This is a genomic window from Pseudooceanicola nanhaiensis (assembly GCF_020171315.1).
Classification (GTDB): domain Bacteria; phylum Pseudomonadota; class Alphaproteobacteria; order Rhodobacterales; family Rhodobacteraceae; genus Pseudooceanicola; species Pseudooceanicola nanhaiensis_A.
Window position 1 is genome coordinate 86,816 of the sequence record NZ_JAIUZP010000012.1, and the last position, 20,499, is coordinate 107,314.

At 67.2% G+C, this 20,499-nt stretch carries 17 protein-coding genes; 9 read left to right on the forward strand and 8 right to left on the reverse strand.

Features of this window, described 5'->3' with window-relative positions:
• Positions 1-277 precede the first annotated feature (277 nt).
• From LCM32_RS18645 to LCM32_RS18655, 3 genes are all read left to right on the forward strand, one after another.
• Positions 278-688 carry a histidine phosphatase family protein gene (locus tag LCM32_RS18645; protein WP_224822600.1) on the forward strand — a complete coding sequence of 137 codons (411 nt, stop codon included), beginning with the start codon at positions 278-280 and terminating at the stop codon, positions 686-688.
• An 82-nt stretch (positions 689-770) separates the two neighbouring features.
• A complete protein-coding gene (locus LCM32_RS18650; protein WP_222493449.1) occupies positions 771-1,583 on the forward strand; it encodes a TIGR00282 family metallophosphoesterase in 813 nt (270 codons plus the stop codon).
• A gap of 266 nt (positions 1,584-1,849) precedes the next feature.
• A complete protein-coding gene (locus LCM32_RS18655; RefSeq protein ID WP_224822601.1) occupies positions 1,850-3,628 on the forward strand; it encodes an SLC13 family permease in 1,779 nt (592 codons plus the stop codon).
• Positions 3,629-3,632: 4 nt separating this feature from the next.
• Here the strand turns inward: LCM32_RS18655 and LCM32_RS18660 are convergent, their stop codons facing one another.
• Together LCM32_RS18660 and LCM32_RS18665 are read right to left on the reverse strand one after the other, a co-directional pair.
• Positions 3,633-5,408 carry an SLC13 family permease gene (locus LCM32_RS18660; protein ID WP_224822602.1) on the reverse strand — a complete coding sequence of 592 codons (1,776 nt, stop codon included), beginning with the start codon at positions 5,406-5,408 and terminating at the stop codon, positions 3,633-3,635.
• A 97-nt stretch (positions 5,409-5,505) separates the two neighbouring features.
• Complete coding sequence (locus LCM32_RS18665) at positions 5,506-6,147, reverse strand: MarC family protein (protein WP_224822603.1); 642 nt, start codon at positions 6,145-6,147, stop codon at positions 5,506-5,508.
• Between the two features lie 269 nt (positions 6,148-6,416).
• Between LCM32_RS18665 and LCM32_RS18670 the strand changes: the two genes are divergently transcribed.
• The 3 genes from LCM32_RS18670 (at position 6,417) to LCM32_RS18680 (ending at position 10,129) form a co-directional block, all read left to right on the forward strand.
• Entirely contained in the window at positions 6,417-7,157 is a 741-nt protein-coding gene (locus LCM32_RS18670; RefSeq protein ID WP_224822604.1) for a YebC/PmpR family DNA-binding transcriptional regulator, read from the forward strand.
• 311 nt (positions 7,158-7,468) lie between these two features.
• Positions 7,469-9,250 carry an aspartate--tRNA ligase gene (gene aspS / locus LCM32_RS18675; protein ID WP_224822605.1) on the forward strand — a complete coding sequence of 594 codons (1,782 nt, stop codon included), beginning with the start codon at positions 7,469-7,471 and terminating at the stop codon, positions 9,248-9,250.
• 108 nt (positions 9,251-9,358) lie between these two features.
• Positions 9,359-10,129, forward strand: coding sequence for a BglII/BstYI family type II restriction endonuclease (locus LCM32_RS18680; RefSeq protein ID WP_224822606.1), 771 nt, complete (start codon positions 9,359-9,361; stop codon positions 10,127-10,129).
• Positions 10,130-10,214: 85 nt separating this feature from the next.
• Here LCM32_RS18680 and LCM32_RS18685 read toward each other — a convergent pair whose 3' ends face one another.
• Positions 10,215-10,847 (reverse strand): MT-A70 family methyltransferase, encoded by a 633-nt coding sequence (locus LCM32_RS18685; RefSeq protein WP_224822607.1) that lies wholly within the window; start codon positions 10,845-10,847, stop codon positions 10,215-10,217.
• 199 nt (positions 10,848-11,046) lie between these two features.
• Complete coding sequence (locus LCM32_RS18690; protein WP_224822608.1) at positions 11,047-11,526, reverse strand: hemerythrin domain-containing protein; 480 nt, start codon at positions 11,524-11,526, stop codon at positions 11,047-11,049.
• Positions 11,527-11,963: 437 nt separating this feature from the next.
• Here LCM32_RS18690 and LCM32_RS18695 point away from each other — a divergent pair, with 437 nt between their 5' ends.
• A complete protein-coding gene (locus LCM32_RS18695; protein ID WP_224822609.1) occupies positions 11,964-12,683 on the forward strand; it encodes a GNAT family N-acetyltransferase in 720 nt (239 codons plus the stop codon).
• 86 nt (positions 12,684-12,769) lie between these two features.
• Here LCM32_RS18695 and LCM32_RS18700 read toward each other — a convergent pair whose 3' ends face one another.
• Positions 12,770-13,645, reverse strand: coding sequence for a branched-chain amino acid aminotransferase (locus LCM32_RS18700; protein ID WP_224822610.1), 876 nt, complete (start codon positions 13,643-13,645; stop codon positions 12,770-12,772).
• Between the two features lie 376 nt (positions 13,646-14,021).
• Positions 14,022-14,510, reverse strand: coding sequence for a VOC family protein (locus LCM32_RS18705; RefSeq protein ID WP_224822611.1), 489 nt, complete (start codon positions 14,508-14,510; stop codon positions 14,022-14,024).
• Positions 14,511-14,762: 252 nt separating this feature from the next.
• On the opposite strand from LCM32_RS18705, the gene LCM32_RS18710 reads away from it, so the two are divergent.
• Positions 14,763-16,049: a lipoprotein-releasing ABC transporter permease subunit gene (locus LCM32_RS18710; RefSeq protein WP_224822612.1), complete on the forward strand. Its 1,287-nt coding sequence runs from the start codon at positions 14,763-14,765 to the stop codon at positions 16,047-16,049.
• Positions 16,042-16,722: an ABC transporter ATP-binding protein gene (locus LCM32_RS18715; RefSeq protein WP_224822613.1), complete on the forward strand. Its 681-nt coding sequence runs from the start codon at positions 16,042-16,044 to the stop codon at positions 16,720-16,722. The genes LCM32_RS18710 and LCM32_RS18715 overlap by 8 nt, the downstream gene beginning before the upstream one ends.
• Before the next feature lie 145 nt (positions 16,723-16,867).
• On the opposite strand, the gene parE is transcribed toward LCM32_RS18715, so the two are convergent.
• Both parE and LCM32_RS18725 read right to left on the reverse strand, forming a co-directional pair.
• Positions 16,868-18,826, reverse strand: coding sequence for a DNA topoisomerase IV subunit B (parE, locus tag LCM32_RS18720; RefSeq protein ID WP_222492023.1), 1,959 nt, complete (start codon positions 18,824-18,826; stop codon positions 16,868-16,870).
• A 150-nt stretch (positions 18,827-18,976) separates the two neighbouring features.
• Positions 18,977-20,344 (reverse strand): MATE family efflux transporter, encoded by a 1,368-nt coding sequence (locus LCM32_RS18725; protein WP_224822614.1) that lies wholly within the window; start codon positions 20,342-20,344, stop codon positions 18,977-18,979.
• Positions 20,345-20,499: the final 155 nt, after the last annotated feature.

Sequence of the window (20,499 nt, forward strand, 5' to 3'; positions counted from 1 at the left end):
CGGTCTCGTCTAAGGGGCTGAGTGAACGGGCCGGGGCATTCCCGGCCCGTTTTGCATGTTAGGCGCGCAGCCCGTGCGTTGATGCCGAAGTGAGCCGTGTGCCTTGGCCCTGTCTCATTTTCGGGTCCCGGGACTGGATCGAAACCGACCGCCGCGCTACGCTGCCTCAGGTTTTGCGAGGGAGGGGGCGATGGTTTCACGCCGGTGGATAATGGTGGCGGCTGCCGCGTTGGCCTGTGTCGGGGTCACGGGATGCAGCGGATCGGGGCCGTCCCGGATGGCCCCGGACAGCCGGTTGATCCTGACCCGCCACGCCGACCGGCTGGGGGACGAACTGACCGCGGAGGGCCAGGCCCGGGCCCGGGCGCTGGTTCCCGCGTTGCAGGGGGTTCCGGTCGATGCGATCTATACCCCCGGCATCCACCGCAATGAACAGACAGCCGCGCCGCTGGCGGCGGCCCGTGGGCTGACGCTTCAGACGCTCGGGGTCGAGAACCCGACCGCGGATCTTGTTCGGCAGGGTGCCGGCAAGAGCGTGGTCTGGGTCGGCAACAAGAACAACCTCACCGCGATCTGGGAGAGCCTTGGCCTGCCCGCGCCCGCGCCGGTGGAGTACGGCGACCTCGCGATCGTCGAGACCGACGCACAGGCCCGGATGACGATCAAGCGCCGGACGGTGGCGCCATGAGGGCAGGGGGCGCCGAGGTGACGCATGGGAAGGGCGCATCGGGGTTCTTGCCCCGCCCCCGCGCCCGGCGTAACGCTGTGGCATGAGACTTCTATTCCTGGGTGACGTAATGGGCCGGGCAGGCCGCGCGGCGGTGGTCGAAAGACTGCCGAAGCTGCGCGAGGACTGGCGGCTCGACTTCGTGGTGGTCAACGGCGAGAACGCCTCGAACGGGGCCGGGCTGACCGGGGACCACGCCAAGCTGCTTCTGGACGCGGGCGCCGACTGCCTGACGCTGGGCGATCATGCCTTCGACCAGAAGGACATGCTGCAGTACATCGAGAAGGAGCCGCGCATCATCCGGCCCCTGAACTACGCCAAGGGCGCACCGGGCAAGGGCTTCCGCGTCTTCGAGGCGCGGGGCGGACGCAAGGTGCTGGTGACGCAGGTGCTGGGGCAGGTCTTCATGAAGCGGCCCTTCGACGATCCTTTCTCGGCGATGGAGACGGTGTTGAAGACCCACCCGCGCGGTGGGCTTGTGCAGGCCTCCATCGTGGATGTGCACTGCGAGGCGACCTCCGAGAAGATGGCGATGGGCCACTACTGCGACGGCAAGGCGAGCCTCGTGGTGGGCACCCATACACACGTACCGACGGCGGACGCGCAGATCCTGCCCGGCGGCACGGCGCTGCTGTCCGACGCGGGCATGTGCGGCGATTACGACAGCGTCATCGGGATGGAGAAGGCAGAGCCCCTGCGCCGCTTCATCACCGGCATGCCCAAGTCCCGCTTCACCCCCGCCGCGGGCGAGGCGACCCTTTCGGGCGTCTATGTCGAGACCGACGACCGGACCGGCCAGGCCACGCGCATCTGCATGGTGCGTCAGGGCGGACGGCTGGAACAATCGGGCCCCTGAGGCGCCGGCCGGCATGGCAGCGGCGGCCCGCGGTGACTGTGACGCGCCGGTCGTGTCGCGGCGCGCCCGTGAGGCCGCCGGTTCGCGCCCCCTTCGGCAGGGATCGCACCTGTCCGGCGCGGCAGGAGAGGGGGCGCCGTTCATCTGGGCGACCGTTGCGTGGTCCCCTCGCGGGAAGGTGCCGGTTGGCGATCAACCGAAATGCCCGCTTGAAAATCGCCCCTCGTGAAACATAGAACCGGCAGGCGGGTTTCCGGAGCATTGCCATGAATTTATTCGAATTGTCCCAGACCGGAGAGGCGATCCTCGCCCTGCTTGTCGTGGGGGCGATGTTTGTCCTGTTCGTGCGCGAGGTCTATCCGACCGAAGTCGTCGCGATCGGCGGGGCCTGCGTTCTGATGCTGACCGGTGTGCTGCCTTACGATGACGCGGTGGCCGTCCTGTCGAACCCGGCGCCCTGGACCATCGCGGCGATGTTCATCGTCATGGGGGCGCTCGTGCGGACCGGCGCGCTGGATGCCTTCACCCGCACCACCGAACGTTACGCCGAAACCCACCCGAGGCTGGCCATCGTGGCGATGATGACTTTTGTCGTCGCCGCCTCTGCCGTGGTGTCGAACACGCCGGTCGTGGTGGTGATGATCCCGGTCTTCGTGCAACTGGCGCGCAAGCTGGATGTGGCGGCCTCGAAGCTCCTGATCCCGCTGAGCTATGGCGCGATCATGGGCGGGACCCTGACGCTGATCGGGACCTCGACCAACCTGTTGGTGGACGGCGTGGCGCGCGGGCAGGGGATGGAGCCCTTCTCGATCTTCGAGGTGACCCCGCTGGGGATCATCGTGGTCTGCTGGGGCATGCTCTACCTGATGGTCGTCGGGCGCTGGCTGCTGCCGAACCGCGACAGCATGGCGAACCTGCTGTCGGACAAGTCGAAGATGAAGTTCTTCACCGAGGCCGTGATCCCGCCGGAATCCAACCTGATCGGCCGCGAGGTGACCTCGGTCCAGCTGTTCAAGCGCGAGGGCGTGCGCCTGATCGACGTGGTGCGCGGGGACGAGTCCCTGCGCCGCAACCTGCAGGGCGTGACCCTTCAGGTCGGTGACCGCGTGGTCCTGCGGAGCCGGATCACCGAACTGCTGAGCCTTCAGCGCACCAAGGGCCTCAAGCGGGTCGATCAGGTGTCCGCCGTCGAGACGACGACCGTGGAAGTGCTGATCGCGCCGGATTGCAAGATGGTGGGCCGGACGCTGGGCGCGATGCGCCTGCGCCGCCGCTTCGGGGTCTATGCGCTGGCCGTGCACCGGCGGAACCAGAACATCGGTCGCCAGCTCGACGACATCGTGGTGCGCGTGGGCGACACGCTTCTGCTGGAAGGCGCTCCCGAGGACATCCGGCGGCTGTCGCAGGAGATGAACATGGTCGACGTGACCCGTCCGACCGTCCGCGCCTTCCGCCGCGGGCACGCGCCGATCGCGGTGATTGCCCTGCTGGCCATCGTGGGCCTCGCCGCCTTCGGCGTCGCGCCGATCCTGATGCTGGCGGTCTTCTCGGTGGCGGCTGTCCTTCTGACCCGCTGCATCGACGCGGACGAGGCGTTTTCCTTCGTGGACGGACGGCTCCTGTCGCTGATCTTTGCCATGCTGGCGATCGGGGCGGCGCTGGATGCCTCAGGCGCGGTGGAGCTGATCGTGAGCGCGGTCGCGCCGCTGCTGTCGAACCTGCCCGGCGTGGTGGTGATCTGGGCGATCTACCTGCTGACCTCGGTCCTGACGGAACTGGTGTCGAACAACGCCGTCGCCGTGGTGGTGACGCCCATCGCCATCGGGCTCGCACAGGCCATGGGGATCGACCCGCGCCCGCTCGTGGTCGCGGTGATGATCGCGGCCTCTGCCTCCTTCGCCACGCCGATCGGCTACCAGACCAATACGCTGGTCTACGGGCCGGGCGGCTACAAGTTCTCGGACTTCCTGAAGGTCGGCATTCCGCTCAACCTCTCGATGGGCATCGTCGTCTCGGCGCTGATCCCGGTATTCTGGCCGCTCTGAGCGGTCAGAACCCCCAGACCAGCAGGATCGTCGGGATCGAGACCGCCACGACGAGGATTTCCAGCGGCAGGCCCATGCGCCAATAGTCCCCGAAGTGGTAGCCCCCGGGGCCGAGGATCAGCGTGTTGTTCTTGTGCCCGATGGGCGTGAGGAAGGCCGAGGAGGCCGCCACCGCCACCGCCATGAGGAACGGATCGGGCGAGACGTTCAGCGCCTGCGCCATCTGGATGCCGATGGGGGCCGCGACGATGGTGGTGGCCGTGTTGTTCAGCACGTCCGACAGCGTCATCGTCACCAGCATCAGCGCGGTCAGGATCGCCCATGCCGGCCATCCCTGCGTCAGCTGCACCAGCCAGCCTGCGATCAGCTGCGTGCCGCCCGAGTCCTCCAGCGCAGACCCCAGCGGGATCATCGACCCCAGAAGGACCACCACCGGCCATTCGATGTGGTCGTAAAGCTCGTTGATCGGCACGATGCGCAGCAGGATATAGCTGATCACCACGAGGCCGAGGGCAATGGGCAGGCTCAGCAGGCCGAAGCTGGCAATCGCCACGGCGCCCGCGAACAGCCCGATGGCCGCCCATGTCATGCGATCCTGCGTCACGGCAAGGCCGCGGCTGGCCAGCGTCAGGCAGCCCAGCCAGTCGATCACGTCGGGGCCGGTGTCCTTGGGCACCAGCAGCAGCAGGATGTCGCCCGGCTCCACCTCGGTCTTGCGGACCTGTTCGGTGATCCGGCGGCCCTGCCGCGAGATGCCAAGGAGGACGGCCCGCTGGCGCCAGCTCAGCCCGATCTCCTGCGCGGTGCGCCCGTTGATCCGCGCCTCGGCAGGGACCACGACCTCCAGCATGTCGAGACCCTCGCCATCGGCGCGCAGCAGTTCCTCGCGCTTCTCGTCCGAGAAGGTCAGGGCCAGCGCCGAGCGGAATTCCTCCAGCGCGCCGGGGGTGGCCTCCAGCACCAGCGCGTCACCGGCCTGCAGCAGGTTGTGGCGCGCGTTGCCATAGAGCCGCCGGTCGTTGCGGATCAGGCCGATGATGGCCACGTCGGCCTTGTCGGCGGTCTCGGTCAACTCCGCCACGCGCTTGCCGATCTGCTTGTTGCCCTCGGGGATCGTCAGTTCGGCCACGTAGGGCTTGAGGTCGCCGCTGCCTGCGGCGCTTGCGTCTTCGCGGTTGGGGATGAACCTCCAGCCGATCAGCGCCACGAAGGCGAGGCCCGCAAGCGCGGTGATGCCGCCCACGGGCGCGAAGTCGAACATGCGGAAGGACTCGCCCAGGGCTTTCTCCCGGTAGGAGGCAATGATGATGTTGGGCGGGGTGCCGATCAGCGTGGCCATGCCGCCGAGGATCGTGGCGAAGGAGAGCGGCATCAGGCTGAGCCCCGGGGACCGCCCTGCCTTGCGCGCGGTCTGGATGTCCACAGGCATCAGCAGCGCAAGGGCCGCCACGTTGTTCATGAAAGCGGAGAGGACGCCGCCGATGCCCCCCATGATCGCGATATGGGTGCCGAGGCGGCGGGAGCTGTCCACCAGCGTGCGGGTGATCAGGTAGACCGCGCCGGAGCGCACCAGCCCGGCCGAGACCACGAGGACAAGTGCCACGACGATGGTCGCCTCGTGCCCGAAGCCGGTGAAGGCCTCTTCCTCCGGGACCACGCCGAGGGCCACCCCGGCCATGAGCGCGGTGAAGGCCACGAGGTCATAGCGCCAGCGGCCCCAGAGCAGCAGGGCGAAGACGGCGGCGAAGATGGCGAAAAGCGTGATCTGTTCGTAGGTCATGGCGGCCCTGGTATTGCAACCGTCTGCGGCAGGACGGCATCCAGAGCGTAGCGCGGCCCGTCCCACCGGCAAGGGCGGCTGGCCGCGCAGGCGGGGCTCAGCCCATGGTGCCCATGAGGCCCGCGATCGCGTCGATGATGTTGTCCACAGCCACCGCTGCGAGGATCATGCCCATGACGCGGCTGACGATGGCGGCCCCGCTGGGCTTGATGATCTTGAGGATCGGCGCGGCCATGCGCATCAGGAAGTAGGCCACCGCCAGCACAACCAGCATCATCGCCGCCGTCACCGCCTGTTCGGGGATCGAGAAGCGGTTGTTGTCGGTCAGCAGCACAATCGCCAGCATCGCGCCCGGGGAGGCCAGCGAGGGCACCGCCAGCGGGAAGACCGCGGGGCTGTCGTGCTTGTCGGAGCGGTCACCCTTCTCGCGCTTGAGGCTGTCGGGATTGTTCGGCGCCTGCGCCGTGCCGAAGATCATCGTCAGCGCGAAGAGGAACAGCACGATGCCACCGGCGATCTGGAACGAGGGCAGGGTGATGCCGAGCGCGTCGATCAGGAATTGTCCGAGCACGAGGAAGAAGAGCAGCACCGCCGCAGCAAAGATCGCGGCCTGTCGGGCGATCCGTTTCTGGCTTGAGATCGTCAGGCCGGCCGTGGCCGCGACGAAGACGGGAATGGTACCGATTGGGTCGATCACGACCCAGAGAAGGACAAATTGCTCGAACAGGCCGGAGTGCATATGCGTGGGCGCCTCATGTGAATTGTTGCAGGGACAGGGGACAGGTGGGGCCTGCCTAGCCCAAGGCAAGGCCACCGGCAAACCGAACCGGCAGTATGACGCGGGCGTGATCGCCGGGCCGGTTTCATGTCGAAATATGTCAGTTTTCGCGGGGTCCGGGGCCGCTCCGCCGCCCAGGGGATATTGCAGGCCTGCCCCCGCATGGGATATGGACGCGCGAACTGCACGACAATCCTGATACCAGATCTAACAGACGACGGAGGGCAGCCATGGCGGGCCATTCTAAGTGGGCGAACATCCAGCACCGCAAGGGGCGGCAGGATGCTGCCCGGTCGAAGCTCTTTTCCAAGCTCTCGAAAGAGATCACCGTGGCCGCCAAGATGGGCGACCCCGATCCCGACAAGAACCCGCGCCTGCGCCTCGCGGTGAAGGAAGCGAAGTCGAGCTCGGTCCCCAAGGACGTGATCGAGCGCGCGATCAAGAAATCGCAGGCGGGCGACGGCGACGACTACGAGGAAATCCGCTACGAGGGCTATGGCCCCAACGGCGTGGCGATCATCGTCGAGGCGATGACCGACAACCGCAACCGGACCGCCTCGAACGTGCGCTCGACCTTCTCCAAGAACGGCGGCAACCTCGGCGAGACCGGCTCGGTCGGCTTCATGTTCGAACGCAAGGGCGAGGTGGTCTACCCCGCCTCCGTGGGCGATGCCGATGACGTCATGATGGCGGCCATCGAGGCCGGCGCCGAGGACGTGGAAAGCTCCGAGGAAGGCCACGTGGTCTACTGCGCGGACACCGACCTCGCGGCGGTGGCCAATGCGCTGGAGGAACAGCTGGGCGAATCGGACTCGACCAAGCTGATCTGGAAGCCGACCACCACCACCGACATGGACCTCGAGAGCATGCAGAAGCTGATGAAGCTGATCGACGCGCTCGAGGACGACGATGACGTGCAGCGCGTCACCGCGAACTTCGAAGCCTCCGACGAGGTGATGGAGCAGCTCTGAGGGCTGCTCCGGACCGGCCCGTCGCCCCGCGGGGCAGCCGGGTCTGACCCGACGGCGCGCCTGCGGCGCACACGATGTTTTGCCCGGCCCCTCCTGCGGAGGGACCGGGCGGCCTCCGGCGGGGATATTTGACGCAAGAAAATGATTTCGGCGTCCTTGCGCCCTTCGAGGCGGGCTCCCCTCATTTTCTTGCCGCAAATATCCCCGCCGGAGGCTTGGCCCGCAGGGCCAATCCTTGACTTTCCGCGCGCATCCATGTGTATCGGCCCCTGTTCCGAACCGCGTTTCGCGCCATCCCGAAGGAAGAGACCATGCACGCCTTTCGCAGCCATACCTGCGCCGCTCTGACCAAAGCCAACGTGGGCGAGACCGTCCGCCTTTCGGGCTGGGTGCACCGGGTGCGCGATCACGGCGGTATCCTCTTCATCGACCTGCGCGACCACTACGGCACCACGCAGGTGCTCTGCGATCCCGACAGCCCGGTCTTTGCCGAGGTGGAGAAGGTACGCTCGGAGTGGTGCATCCGGATCGACGGCGAGGTGAAGGCCCGCGCCGCGGACCTCGTGAACCCCAAGCTGCCCACCGGCGAGGTCGAGGTTTTCGTCCGCGACATCGAGGTGCTGGGCGCCGCGAAGGAACTGCCGCTGATGGTCTTCGGCGATCAGGAGTACCCGGAAGAGACCCGGCTGCGCTATCGCTACCTCGACCTGCGTCGCGAGGTGATGCAGAAGAACATGACCCTGCGCTCGGATGTCGTCGCCTCGATCCGCAAGCGGATGTGGGACAAGGGCTTCCGCGAGTACCAGACGCCGATCATCACCGCCTCCTCGCCGGAAGGCGCGCGCGACTTCCTCGTGCCCTCGCGTCTGCACCCGGGCAAGTTCTACGCGCTGCCGCAGGCACCGCAGCAGTTCAAGCAGCTGCTGATGGTCTCGGGCTTCGACAAGTATTTCCAGATCGCACCCTGCTTCCGCGACGAGGACCCGCGCGCCGACCGGTCGCCGACCGACTTCTACCAGCTCGACATGGAGATGAGCTTCGTCACCCAGCAGGACGTGTTCGACACGATCTCGCCGGTGCTGGCAGGCGTCTTCGAGGAATTCGGCGGCGACAAGAAAGTCGACGCCCCCGAGAGCTGGCCGCAGATTTCCTATGCCGATGCCGCCCTGTGGTACGGCACCGACAAGCCCGACCTGCGCAACCCGATCAAGATGCAGGTCGTGAGCGAGCATTTCGCCGGTTCCGGCTTTGCGATCTTCGCCAAGCTGCTGGAGCAGGAAGGCACCGAGATCCGCGCGATCCCCGCGCCGACCGGCGGCAGCCGCAAGTTCTGTGACCGCATGAACGCCTTCGCCCAGAAGGAAGGTCTGCCGGGCATGGGCTATATCTTCTGGCGTGACGGCGCCGACGGCATGGAAGCCGCAGGCCCGCTGGCCAAGAACATCGGCCCCGAGCGCACCGAGGCGATCCGCCAGCAGCTGGGTCTGGGCGTGGGCGATGCGGCCTTCTTCCTTGGCGGCAAGCCGAAGTCCTTCCAGACCGTCGCGGGCAAGGCCCGGACCGTCATCGGCGAAGAGCTGGGCCTGACCGATCCGAACCGGTTCGCCTTTGCCTGGATCGTGGACTTCCCGATCTACGAGAAGGACGAGGAAACCGGCAAGCTCGACTTCGAGCACAACCCCTTCTCGATGCCGCAGGGTGGCATGGAGGCGCTGCAGGGCGATCCGCTGGAGGTGAAGGGCTTCCAGTACGACCTCGCCTGCAACGGCTACGAGCTGGTCTCGGGCGCGATCCGGAACCACAAGCCGGAGATCATGTTCAAGGCCTTCGAACTGGCGGGCTACCCGAACGAGGAAGTGATCAAGCGCTTCGGCGGCATGGTCAACGCCTTCCAGTACGGCGCGCCCCCGCACGGCGGCTGCGCCACCGGTATCGACCGCGTCGTCATGCTGCTGGCCGAGGAGCAGAACATCCGTGAGGTGATCCTCTTCCCGATGAACCAGCGGGCCGAGGACCTGATGATGGGCGCTCCCTCCGAGCCGACGCCGGAGCAGCTGATGGAACTGAACCTGCGGGTCATCCCGCAGGAGTGATCCGCGCGGTGGCGCCAGGCGCCCGTTGAGGATTAAAGTCTCAAGGCCGGCCCCGATTTCGCGGGTCGGCCTTTTTCACAGGATTTGCACCACGCGCGGGGACAGCCCATGTTCGATGCCCTCCGGGATGCCGGGTTCGACGTTCTGACCAAGAACCACGCCGAGGCGATCCTCAGCGTGGATTTCCCCACCGAGACGGCGGAGCTGATCGGTGCCCTGATGCGGGTCTCGATCCCGGCGGCGGAGCTGATCGCCTCGGGCGGGGGCGAGGCGAAATCGACCCAGCGGATGCGGCGCGAGCTGTCTGCGGCGGGCTGGGCCAAGCACAACTTCCGGATCGAGACCACGGTGGACGGCGTGCCCGTCGGCGATGGCACCAGCCACGAGATCGATCACATCCGCCGCGGACCCAAGGGGCTGCTGGCGCTGGAGATCGAATGGAACAACAAGGACCCGTTCTTTGACCGCGACCTCGAGAACTTCCAGCGGCTGCACGCGCAGTCGATCATCTCGGTTGGGATCATCGTGACCCGGGGGGCGGCGCTTCAGGCCGCCATGGCGGGCACGGTGGAGAGTTTCCTCAGGCGGGCGGGCCTCACCTCGGAGGAAGGGCTGCTGGCCTATGGCATGAAGGAACGCACCGCCCGGCAGCGCAACTTCGTCGCCAAGGCGCAGGCGCAGGGCGATGACTTCGCCACGGCCTTTGCGCGGTTCTTCGTCATGGACAAATACGGGCCGTCCTCGACCCATTGGTCCAAGCTGGAGGCCCGGGTGGCGCGCGGCGTGGGCAATCCCTGTCCGCTGCTGCTGATCGGCCTGCCCGAGGGCACGGTGCGCGACGCGGGCGAGGCCCCGGAAGAAGAGCCGCGCTTGTTCTGAGGCCCGGGCTCTGTGCTGTGGGGCTTGAAATACGCGCATGTCACCGACCCCGCAGGCGGGGCAGCGTGATCCGGCGCGGGCGGGTTTATTCCGCCGCCACGCCCGAGTTGTAGGAATAGGTCTTCCAGTTCGGCTTGTAATCCGCATCGGCCTGGTTGCCCCAGACCGTCCAGCCGTCGCGCACACCCCGGCCGAAGAGTTCGAGGTAGGGCCCCCAGGAGCAGCTCTCGATCAGTTCGTACTGTTCGTCCGGCTTGCGCGAATGTTCGCGCTTGCGGGTCTGGAGCATGTTCACCTGACTGCGGCCCGGCGGAAGGGTGCGGGCGTTCTTGCCCCGGGTGCCGAAGAGCAGCAGCTCGGTCACGTTGCGGAAGTAGAAGCCGACGCCACGCCCGTCAGAGCCGCCATCCTTGCGGATCTTGTGCCAGACGATGTTGGACTTGTACTCGAACCCCCAGGCGGAAAGCACCTGAAGCCCTTCGGGCAGCAGGGCATTGGGCACCCACATGTAGCAATGCGCCCGGTCTTCGAGGTAGTCCTCGACCGGGAGGGCGCAGATGTCCTCCAGCGTCATCGTCGGATAGCGCGACAGCCGCTTGTGTTCCGGAGCGACCTTGCCGGTCCGGTTGGCGAACCGCCACGGCGGATCGGCCATGACGCAGGCGAACCGATCCTTGCCAAGGAAGTCGCGCAAATCTTGAGAGGGGGTGCTGGACATGTCCTAGATATAGCCCGGCCTTGGGGAAGCTGTCATCCGGGAACAATAGGGGAACGTGTCGCTTCGGGCAACAGGCTTGGGCCGTCGCGGGGCACTTGTCCTGCAAAAAGCAGTGGAAAACTCGGCGCGCCGCCCGATCCGCCCGGCAAAGTGCGATCCTCCGGCCCCTGCGGGCCGGAGATGTTCGCGGGCCGGCCGCTCAGTCGTCGTGCAGCGCGTCTTCGCGCTTTTCTTCGACGAGCTTCTCCTCGGTCGCCTTGTGGTCGAGGAATCTCTTGCCGAAGGCGTCGTTGTGCTCGGCCCCGATCACCTTCTTGGCGCGGGTGAAGACCTCGTCTTCCTCCTCGTCCATGTGGTGTTCATAATCGTGCTTGAGGGTCTTGAAGCGGGTCAGCCAGCCGGGCGAGGACATGTCCATCTCGCGCAGCTCTTCGAGGATCTCGTCGATCTCGGCATGTTCGTGGACCGAGTGGCGGGCGGCATCCTGGCCCCAGGTGTCCTGCATCAGCTTGGAATAGAAGGTCTCTTCCTCGGCGGCCGAGTGGGACTTGATGTCGTTGTAGAACGCATCCCATGCCTCGCGGCGGTCTTTGCTGTCACCGGAGGTTTCGGCGATCTTGTTCAGCCACTCGCGATGGCGGTCGTGGTCTTCCTTGATGGCGTCGTAGATGGACGGCATAGGCCCCTCCTGTCGGTTGCTGTCTGTCGGGCAACGGGGGAGGGCAGTCTTCGGTTCCGGAAAAAAAGGCGCGGCGTGGGCATTCTGCCCGCGGTGTCTTCTGAACAGGCCGGCCTTGCTCCGGGTCAGGTCTGGCTGAGCAGCACGATGGCGTAGATCAGCGAGAGTGCACCGGCAGCAAGGATGATCGTGTCGATCCCGATACGGGGGAGACGACGCGAGTTGCTGCCAAAATACTTCATAACAAGGTCCTCTTTTAATATCACAGGCCGCTTATCGGCGTGCATTGTGGCGGCATTGGGGAGGATTTGGGCCGTGGGTCGCGTCTTTTGCGGGCGGGGGCACGCGGGGCCCTTTCGCCCGGTCGCGGCGCTGCTAGGGTGGCGCGACATGCGCCCGCCGAGGGCCCGAACCTCCAGCAGAAGGATGCCGAACATATGAGCGAGGAGCGCCCCCGCGGGCCGGTCGTCGAGGGCTGGCAGGTACCACCCGCCCCGCCTGCCGATCTGGTGCTGGACGGCAATTGCGTCCGGCTGGAGCCGCTGCAGGCCGAACGTCACGCGGCATTGCTGCATGACCAGTTCGACGGGCACGACTGGATCTGGGACTACATGGGCTATGGCCCGTTCCATTCCGCCGCCGCCTATCACCGCTGGATGCACGGGGTCGAAGACGGGACCGATCCGAAGTTTTTCGCGCTCTGGGACCTCGAGACGAAGGCCTGCGTCGGCGTCACCTCCTACCTGCGGATCACGCCTGCGGCGGGCTCCATCGAGGTGGGCAACATCCATTATGCGCCTGCCCTGCAACGCACCCGCGCCGCGACCGAGGCGATGGCGCTGATGATGCAATGGGCCTTCGACGCGGGCTATCGCCGCTATGAATGGAAATGCGATGCGCTGAACATGCCCTCGCGCCGGGCGGCACAGCGGCTGGGGTTCAGCTACGAGGGCACCTTCCGCAAGCATCTGATCGTGAAGGGCCGCAGCCGCGACACCGCGTGGTTCGCCATCACCGATGACCAGTGGCCCGCGCTGAAGGAGGCCTATGATGTCTGGCTGTCGCCCGCGAATTTCGACGCGCAGGGCCGCCAGCAGGAGAGGCTGGGCGATCTGACCCGCCTCGTGCGCGTCTCGGGCGATCCGCTTCAGGGCTAGAGGCCGGGCCGAGGCTCCGGTCTGACGAAATGAAAACGGCCCGCGTCTGGCGAGACGTGGGCCGTTCTGTCGTCGAGGGGGCGGGATCAGACCTTCAGGTCGCCCTGCGCCCAGTCCCAGTAAAGCTCCCGCGCGCGTTTGGTCACCGGGCCGATCTGGTACTGGCGATCCTCGAAGGCGCTGACCGGGGTCACCTTGTTCAGGTTGCCCGAGAGGAAGACCTCGTCCGCCGCTTCGAAATCGGCGTAGGACAGGACGGCCTCGGTCACGGTGAAGCCATCGGCGCGCAGGTTGGCGATGTGCCGTGCGCGGGTGATGCCCGACAGGAAGGTGCCGTTGGCGATCGGGGTGAAGACCTCGCCGTCGCGCACCATGAAGACGTTGGCGGTGGCGCTTTCGGCCACGTTGCCCATGGCATCGGTCACGAGGGCATTGGCAAAGCCGCGTGCGCGGGCCTCGCGCAGCATCCGCCCGTTGTTGGGGTAGAGCGCCCCGGCCTTGGCGTTGCAGACCGCGTCGGCCAGCACGGGACGGCGGAAGGAGGTCTTGCACAGCGTCGTGGCGGCCTCGGCAGGCGCCATGGGGATCTCTTCCAGCGCGATGGCAAAGCCGGTGGCGTCTTCGGTGTGCTTGGGCACCAGAACGGTCTCGTCGCCATCGGTGGCCCAGTACATCGGCCGGATGTAGACGGCGGCACCCTTTGGATAGGCGCGCAGGCCTTCCAGCGCGATCTCGACCATCTCCTCGGGGGCGACGGTGGGCTTGATCCACATGGATTCCGCCGAGCGGTTCACCCGGGCGCAGTGCTTGGCGAGGTCCGGGGTCAGCCCGTCGAAGAGCCGCGCGCCGTCGAAGACGCTGGAGCCCTGCCACATCGCGTGATCGCTCGCGCCCAGGACGCGCACGTCGCCTTCGTGCCAGGTGCCGTTGTAGTAGGTGCGGATACCGGTTCCGGCTGCCATCGTCTTGCTCCTTCTTGTCGCGCGACCCTTATGACAAGAGGCGGCGGCAGGGGAAAGCCCCCCGGGCGGGAGGCCGAATTGCCCCCGGCGCGGGGCCGGGGGCATTCGATGATGAAATCGGCAGCAAGAATGGTCGGGGGCCACCGGGCGCGGCGGCCGGAATGGGCCGGCAAGCACCTGCGGGCCCTGCCGTATTTGTGCTGGGGACACGAGCGCGGGGCAGGACAGGGCGGGGCAGAGGCATGCAGGCCACCGGCACGCTAGGGGCGTTTCATGACGGATCGGTGGCAGACCGGTAACGGCAAGATGAACGTTTCATGTCAGGCTTTTGGCCCGCTGGCGCCCACGGGCGGTCCATCGGGTGCCTCACCTGACGTCAGTCCGCCTCGGCCAGAAGCGTGTCGAGGTCGAGGCGCCGGGTGAACATCACCAGCTCGCCGGCCTCGTCCCGGGGCCAGTCGGCCTGCGGGCGGTCCCAGTAGAGTTCCACGCCGTTGCCATCGGGATCGTGGAGGTAGAGCGCCTCGCTCACCCCGTGGTCGGAGGCACCGTCGAGGGTGACGCCCTTGGCCCGCAGCTGTTTCAGCACATTGGCGAGGTCACGCCGCGTGGGATAGAGGAAGGCCGAATGATAGAGGCCCGGATAGTGAACCGGGGCCGGTTCGCTGCCTTCGCTGTGCCAGGTGTTCAGGCCGATATGGTGGTGGTAGCCCCCGGCCGACAGAAAAGCGGCCTTGGCGCCATAGCGCTGTTGCAGTTCGAACCCCAGCACGTCGCCGTAGAAGGCAATCGCGCGGTCGAGGTCCGAGACCTTGAGGTGGACATGGCCGACGCGGGCGCCGGCGGGAGCGGTATAGGTGGTCATCGTCGTGTCCTTTCTCGGGCGGGCGCCGCGGCCTCTGTGGGGGCGCCCTGTCGTTGACGCAAAGGTAGGCGTCTGTCCCCCGTGGCACCATTCCGCAATTCCGGACCTATTCTGTGCAGGACCGCGCGAAGCGGGCCCGCGCCGATGACGCCGGTTTGAGGCCGCAAAGCCCCGCCCGCGCTTGACCTTCCGGCCCTCAGGCGACACCTTCCGCCCGGATCAAGCACCAGACCCGGCGGAGCCACGGACCAGATGCAGAGCAGAGTTTCCCCCTTCGCCCCCTTCGAATGGCTGATCGCTTGGCGCTACCTGCGGGCCCGGCGCTCGGAAGGGGGTGTCAGCGTGATGACATGGATCTCGCTGATCGGGATCACGCTGGCGGTCTGGGCGCTGATTGCCACGCTGGCAGTGCGCTCGGGCTTCCGCGAGGAATTCGTCGATACGATCCTCGGCGCCAACGCCCATGTGACGGTCTATTCCGCCGGGGTCCGCTCCGACACGGGCTACATCGACCGGACGCTGCATGACTACGAGGCGATGGCCGACCGCGTGCGCGCGGTGCCGGGCGTCAGCCGCGTGGCGCCCCTCGTGCGCAGCCAGGTGATGGCCAATGTGCGGGGCCGCAACGCGGGCGTCGAGGTCTTCGGCATCACGCCGGAAAACCTCTCGACCGTGCCGCGCATCGCCGAACCTCTGGAGTCGCGCGGCGACTTCTCCCGCTTCGGCGAGGGGATCGCCATCGGCTCCGGCGTGGCGCGGGAGCTGGGCGTGGACGTGGGGGGCAAGGTCAAGCTGATCTCGCCCGACGGGGTCAAGACGGCCTTTGGCACCTCGCCCCGGACGCAGGTCTACGAGGTCACCTACATCTTCACCGCCGGGCGCTATGACATCGACCGCACGCGGGTCTACATGCCCTTCGCCGAGGCGCAAACCTTCTTCAACCGCGATGGCGTGGCCGATGAGCTGGAGGTCATGGTGGACGACCCCGAGGATGTCGACAAGCTCGACACCGCGCTCTTTGCCGCGGCCGGGGACAATGCGCTTCTTTGGACGTGGCGCGATGCGCAGGGCGGCTTCCTGCGCGCCCTTGATGTGGAGGACAACGTAATGTTCATCCTCATGTCGATCCTCGTGCTGATCGCGGCGATGAACATCGTTTCGGGGCTGATCATGCTGGTGAAGAACAAGGGCCGCGACATCGGCATCCTGCGCACCATGGGCCTGACCGAGGGCTCGGTCCTGCGGGTCTTCTTCATCTGCGGCGCCTTCACCGGGCTGATCGGCACGGCGGTGGGCGTCGTGCTGGGCTGCCTCTTCGCGATCTACATCGACCAGATCTTTGCCGTGGTGAACTACATCGCCGGGGGCGGGGTCTGGGATCCGGCGATCCGTGGCATCTACGAGGTGCCCGCCAAGCTGGAGCTGAACGACGTGCTCTCGGCCGTTGGCCTGTCGCTTGGGCTGTCCTTCATCGTTACCATCTTCCCCGCGCGCCGCGCCGCCCGGATGAACCCCGTGGAGGCCCTGCGCTATGAGTGAACCTGTTCTGGAGCTGACGGGGATCGAGAAGACCTACAACACCGGCCAGCCGAACGAGATCGCGGTGCTGCGCGGCGTCGACCTCGTTCTGCAACCGGGCGAGGTGGTGGCACTTGTGGCGCCCTCCGGCTCGGGCAAGTCGACGCTGCTGCACATCGCGGGGCTGCTGGATACCGCCGACGCCGGCTCGGTCAAGATCGGCGGGCAGGAGATGACCGGCCTCTCCGACCGGCGCCGCACCACGGCGCGGCGGCAGGACGTGGGCTTCGTCTACCAGTTCCACCACCTGCTGCCCGAGTTCACGGCACAGGAGAACGTCATCCTGCCGCAGCTGGCCAACGGCACCGCGCCCCGCGCCGCGCAGGACCGGGCGCGCGCTTTGCTGGACAGCGTGGGCGTGGCGGAACGGGCGGATCACCGCCCCGCCGCGCTCTCGGGCGGGGAACAGCAGCGCGTGGCCTTCTGTCGGGCGCTGGCCAATGCGCCGCGCCTGCTGCTGGCGGATGAGCCCACGGGCAACCTAGACCCTGCCACCTCGGACCGGGTCTTTGATGCGCTGATGACGCTTGTACGGGATACCGGCCTCTCGGCCCTGATCGCGACCCACAACCTCGACCTCGCGGCCCGCATGGATCGGCAATTGCGCATGGAGGACGGCCGCCTCACGGCCTGATCCGGGTTTCTGTTCGGGGCCCGGCCCCGGGCGCGCACCACGCCCAAAGAGAAGCGCCCCGCCAGAGGCGGAGCGCCAAAATTCTTCGAAGAATTTTGCCAAGAATTTTCGAAAATTCTTGGGTGCCCCGCCGCGGGGGCACCGCTCAGAGGTCGAGGTCTTCGACGAAGCGCGCGTTTTCCTGGATGTACTGGAACCGCAGCTCGGGCTTCTTGCCCATCAGCCGCTCCACGAGGTCGCCGGTCTCGCCCGGTTCGTCCTCGTCGATCGTCACCCGGATCAGCGTGCGCGAGCCGGGGTCCATCGTGGTTTCCTTCAGGTCCTTCGCGTCCATCTCGCCCAGACCCTTGAAGCGCTGCACGTCGATCTTGCCCTTGCCGCCAAGGCCGATCTCCATCATGCGCTCCTTCTCGGCGTCGTCCGCCACGTAGATGCGCTTGTCGCCCTGGGTCAGCCGGTAGAGCGGCGGGCAGGCGAGGTAGAGGTGTCCGTGGTCGATCAGCGGCCGCATCTGGGTGAAGAAGAAGGTCATCAAGAGCGCGGCGATATGCGCGCCGTCGACGTCTGCGTCAGTCATGATGATGATCTTGTCATACCGCAGGTCGTCGATGTTGAACTTGGTCCCCAGTCCCACGCCCATGGCTTGGCACAGATCGTTGATCTCCTGGTTGGAGCCGATCTTGTTCGAGGCCGCGCCAAGCACGTTGAGGATCTTGCCCCGCAGCGGCAGCAGCGCCTGTGTCTTGCGGTCCCGCCCCATCTTGGCAGAACCCCCGGCCGAGTCACCCTCGACAAGAAACAGCTCGGTCCCGTCGCGGGTGTTGGTGGAACAGTCGGTCAGCTTGCCGGGCAGGCGCAGCTTCTTGGTCGCCGACTTCCGCTGGGTTTCCTTTTCCTGGCGGCGGCGCATCCGCTCCTCGGCGCGCAGCACGAGGAAGTCGAGGATCGCGCCTGCCGACTTGGTGTCGGAGGCCAGCCAGTTGTCGAAGTGGTCGCGCACCGCGCCTTCCACCAACTTCTGCGCCTCGGTGGTGGCCAGCCGGTCCTTGGTCTGGCCTACGAACTCGGGCTCGCGGATGAAGCAGGAGACGAGGGCACAGCCCCCTGTCAGCAGGTCGTCCCGCGTGATCTGCTGGGCCTTCTTGTTGTTCACAAGCTCGCCGTAGGCCTTGATCCCCTTCAGGATCGCCGACCAGAAGCCCGCCACGTGGGTGCCGCCCTCGGGCGTGGGCACGGTGTTACAGTAGGACTGGATGAACCCGTCGCGCGACGGCGTCCAGTTGATCGCCCATTCCACCCGGCCCGGCACGCCGAAGCGTTCCTGAAACTCGACCCGCCCGCCAAAGGGCGCGTCGGCATAGGTCGAGGCGCCGTTCAGCGTCTCGTTCAGGTAGTCCGACAGGCCGCCGGGGAAGTGGAAGGTCGCCTCGGTCGGGGTCTGGCCGTCGTCGATGGCGGTCTTCCAGCGGATTTCCACGCCGGAGAAGAGGTAGGCCTTGGACCGGATCGAGGCGAAGAGCCGCGCCGGCTTGAATCGGTGCGAGCCGAAGATCTCGGGGTCGGCGTGGAAGGTCGTCGTGGTGCCGCGCCGGTTGGGGGCGGCGCCGATTTCCTGCACCGGACCCAGCGGGATGCCGCGCGAGAAGCGCTGTTCCACCAGCTTGCGGTCGCGGGCCACCTGCACGACCATCGAATCCGACAGCGCGTTCACTACCGAGGCGCCCACGCCGTGCAGGCCGCCCGAGGTCTCGTAGGCCTTGCCGCCGAACTTGCCGCCCGCGTGCAGGGTGCACAGGATCACCTCCAGCGCCGACTTGCCGGGGAACTTGGGGTGCGGGTCGAAGGGCATGCCGCGACCGTTATCGCGCACGCTGATCGAGTAATCGTCGTGAAGCTCGACCTCGATGCGGTTGGCGTGGCCGGCGACGGCCTCGTCCATCGAGTTGTCGAGGATCTCGGCCACCATGTGGTGCAGGGCGCGCTCGTCCGTGCCGCCGATGTACATGCCGGGGCGCTTGCGGACGGGCTCCAGCCCTTCCAGCACTTCGATCGAGGATGCGTCGTAGGTATCGGCCGCTGTGGCGGCCAGAAGGTCGTCGGCCATGGGCTGCTCTGGTCTCTCTTGATTGCCGGACACTATGGCAGGCTCACGCCCCGGAGAAAAGGGGGCAGCCCGGTTATCCACAGCTATCGACCACTGCAGGTGGTAGCCGTCCCGGCGGAAGGCGCGAAATCGGCCCCGTCAGGCGGCCTTTCAGGCGGCCAGACCGGCCTGACGGGCGGGCAGGACGGTGCGCCAGAATCGGCTCATCATCAGGGCCGCCGCCGAGGCGAGGCCCGAGGCGAGGCCCAGCCAGACGCCCACGCCGCCCATCTCCAGCACGAAGCCCAGCAGGTAGGCCATCGGCGCGCCGATCCCCCAGTAGGAGAGCGCGGCATAGAGCATCGGGCGCCGCGTGTCCTGCACCCCGCGCAACAGGCCGAGCGCCATGACCTGGCCCGCGTCCATCAGCTGGAAGAAGGCCGCCGCCGCCAGCAGCACCTTGCCCATGGCGATCACCGTGGCGCGCTGCGGATCGTCGGGCGACAGGAACAGGCTGACCAGCGTTTCGGGCAGCAGCAGGTAGAGCGCGATGGTCAGCACCACGAAGCCCGCCGAGAGCGCAAGCGCCACTTCGGCCCCGCGTTTCACCCCCAGCCAGTCGCCCGCGCCCTGCGCCCGCCCGGCGCGGATCGTGGCGGCGTTGGAGAGGCCGAGGTGCACCATGAAGGTGATCGAGGTCACCTGCATCGCGATCCCGTGGGCCGCCAGCGGCACGGCCCCCAGCCAGCCCATCATCACCGCGGAGGCGGCGAAGAGCCCGACCTCGGCCACGACTGTGATGCCGATCGGCCAGCCCAGCTTGAAGACACCCGCGAGCGCCTCCACATCGGGGCGCCAGATGCGGCGGAAGAGCTCTGCCTCGGGTGTCACGACCTGCACGTAGACGATGAGGCCGAGGAAGCTGAAGGCATGGACCGCGACCGAGGAAATTGCCGCCCCGCGCAGGCCCAGTTCCGGGAAGCCCCAGTTGCCGAAGATCAGCAGCCAGTTGCCGAAGGCGTTCACGGCGACGGCGGCCAGCGTCACCCAGAAGACCACGCGCGTGCGCTCCAGCGCGGCGAGGTAGTTGCGCAGCACGGTGACCCCGAGGGCCGGGAAGATCGCCCAGCCGGCGATCCGCAGGTACTCGCCCGCGCCCTGCGCCACTTCCGGCGTCTGGCCGAGGGCCGCCAGCACGCTGTCCGCCGTCAGCAGCAGCGGCATCACCGCGACGCCGTAGAGCGCCGAAAGCCAGAAGGCCATCCGGGTCAGCCGGCGCGAGCGGGTGAGGTCACCCTGGGCTTCGGCCTCGGCCACCAGCGGCGACAGCGCGAAGGCAAAGCCCGAGCCGAAGAGCAGCAGCACGACGAACATGGAGTTGGCGAGGACCTCTGCGGCGAGCGCCGCCACGTCGTACCAGCCGAGCATGGCCGCATCGGTGATCCCGATGAGCATCTGCGCCACCTGGCTGCCGATCAGCGGCAGGCCGAGAACCAGCACCGCGCGGGCGTGCTGGGTGTATGTGAGGTCTCTTCCCATGGGAAAGGGCCATAGAGCCCGGCCCCGATCCGGGCAAGAGCGCCGGGCCCGGTGCCGCGCACCATGCCGCTACGTCTCTGAGCGCTATCGCACGGATGGGGCAGGGAGGCCGGCGGGCTGGTCCCGCCCGACGAGGGGCGGGACCCTTCGGCCGC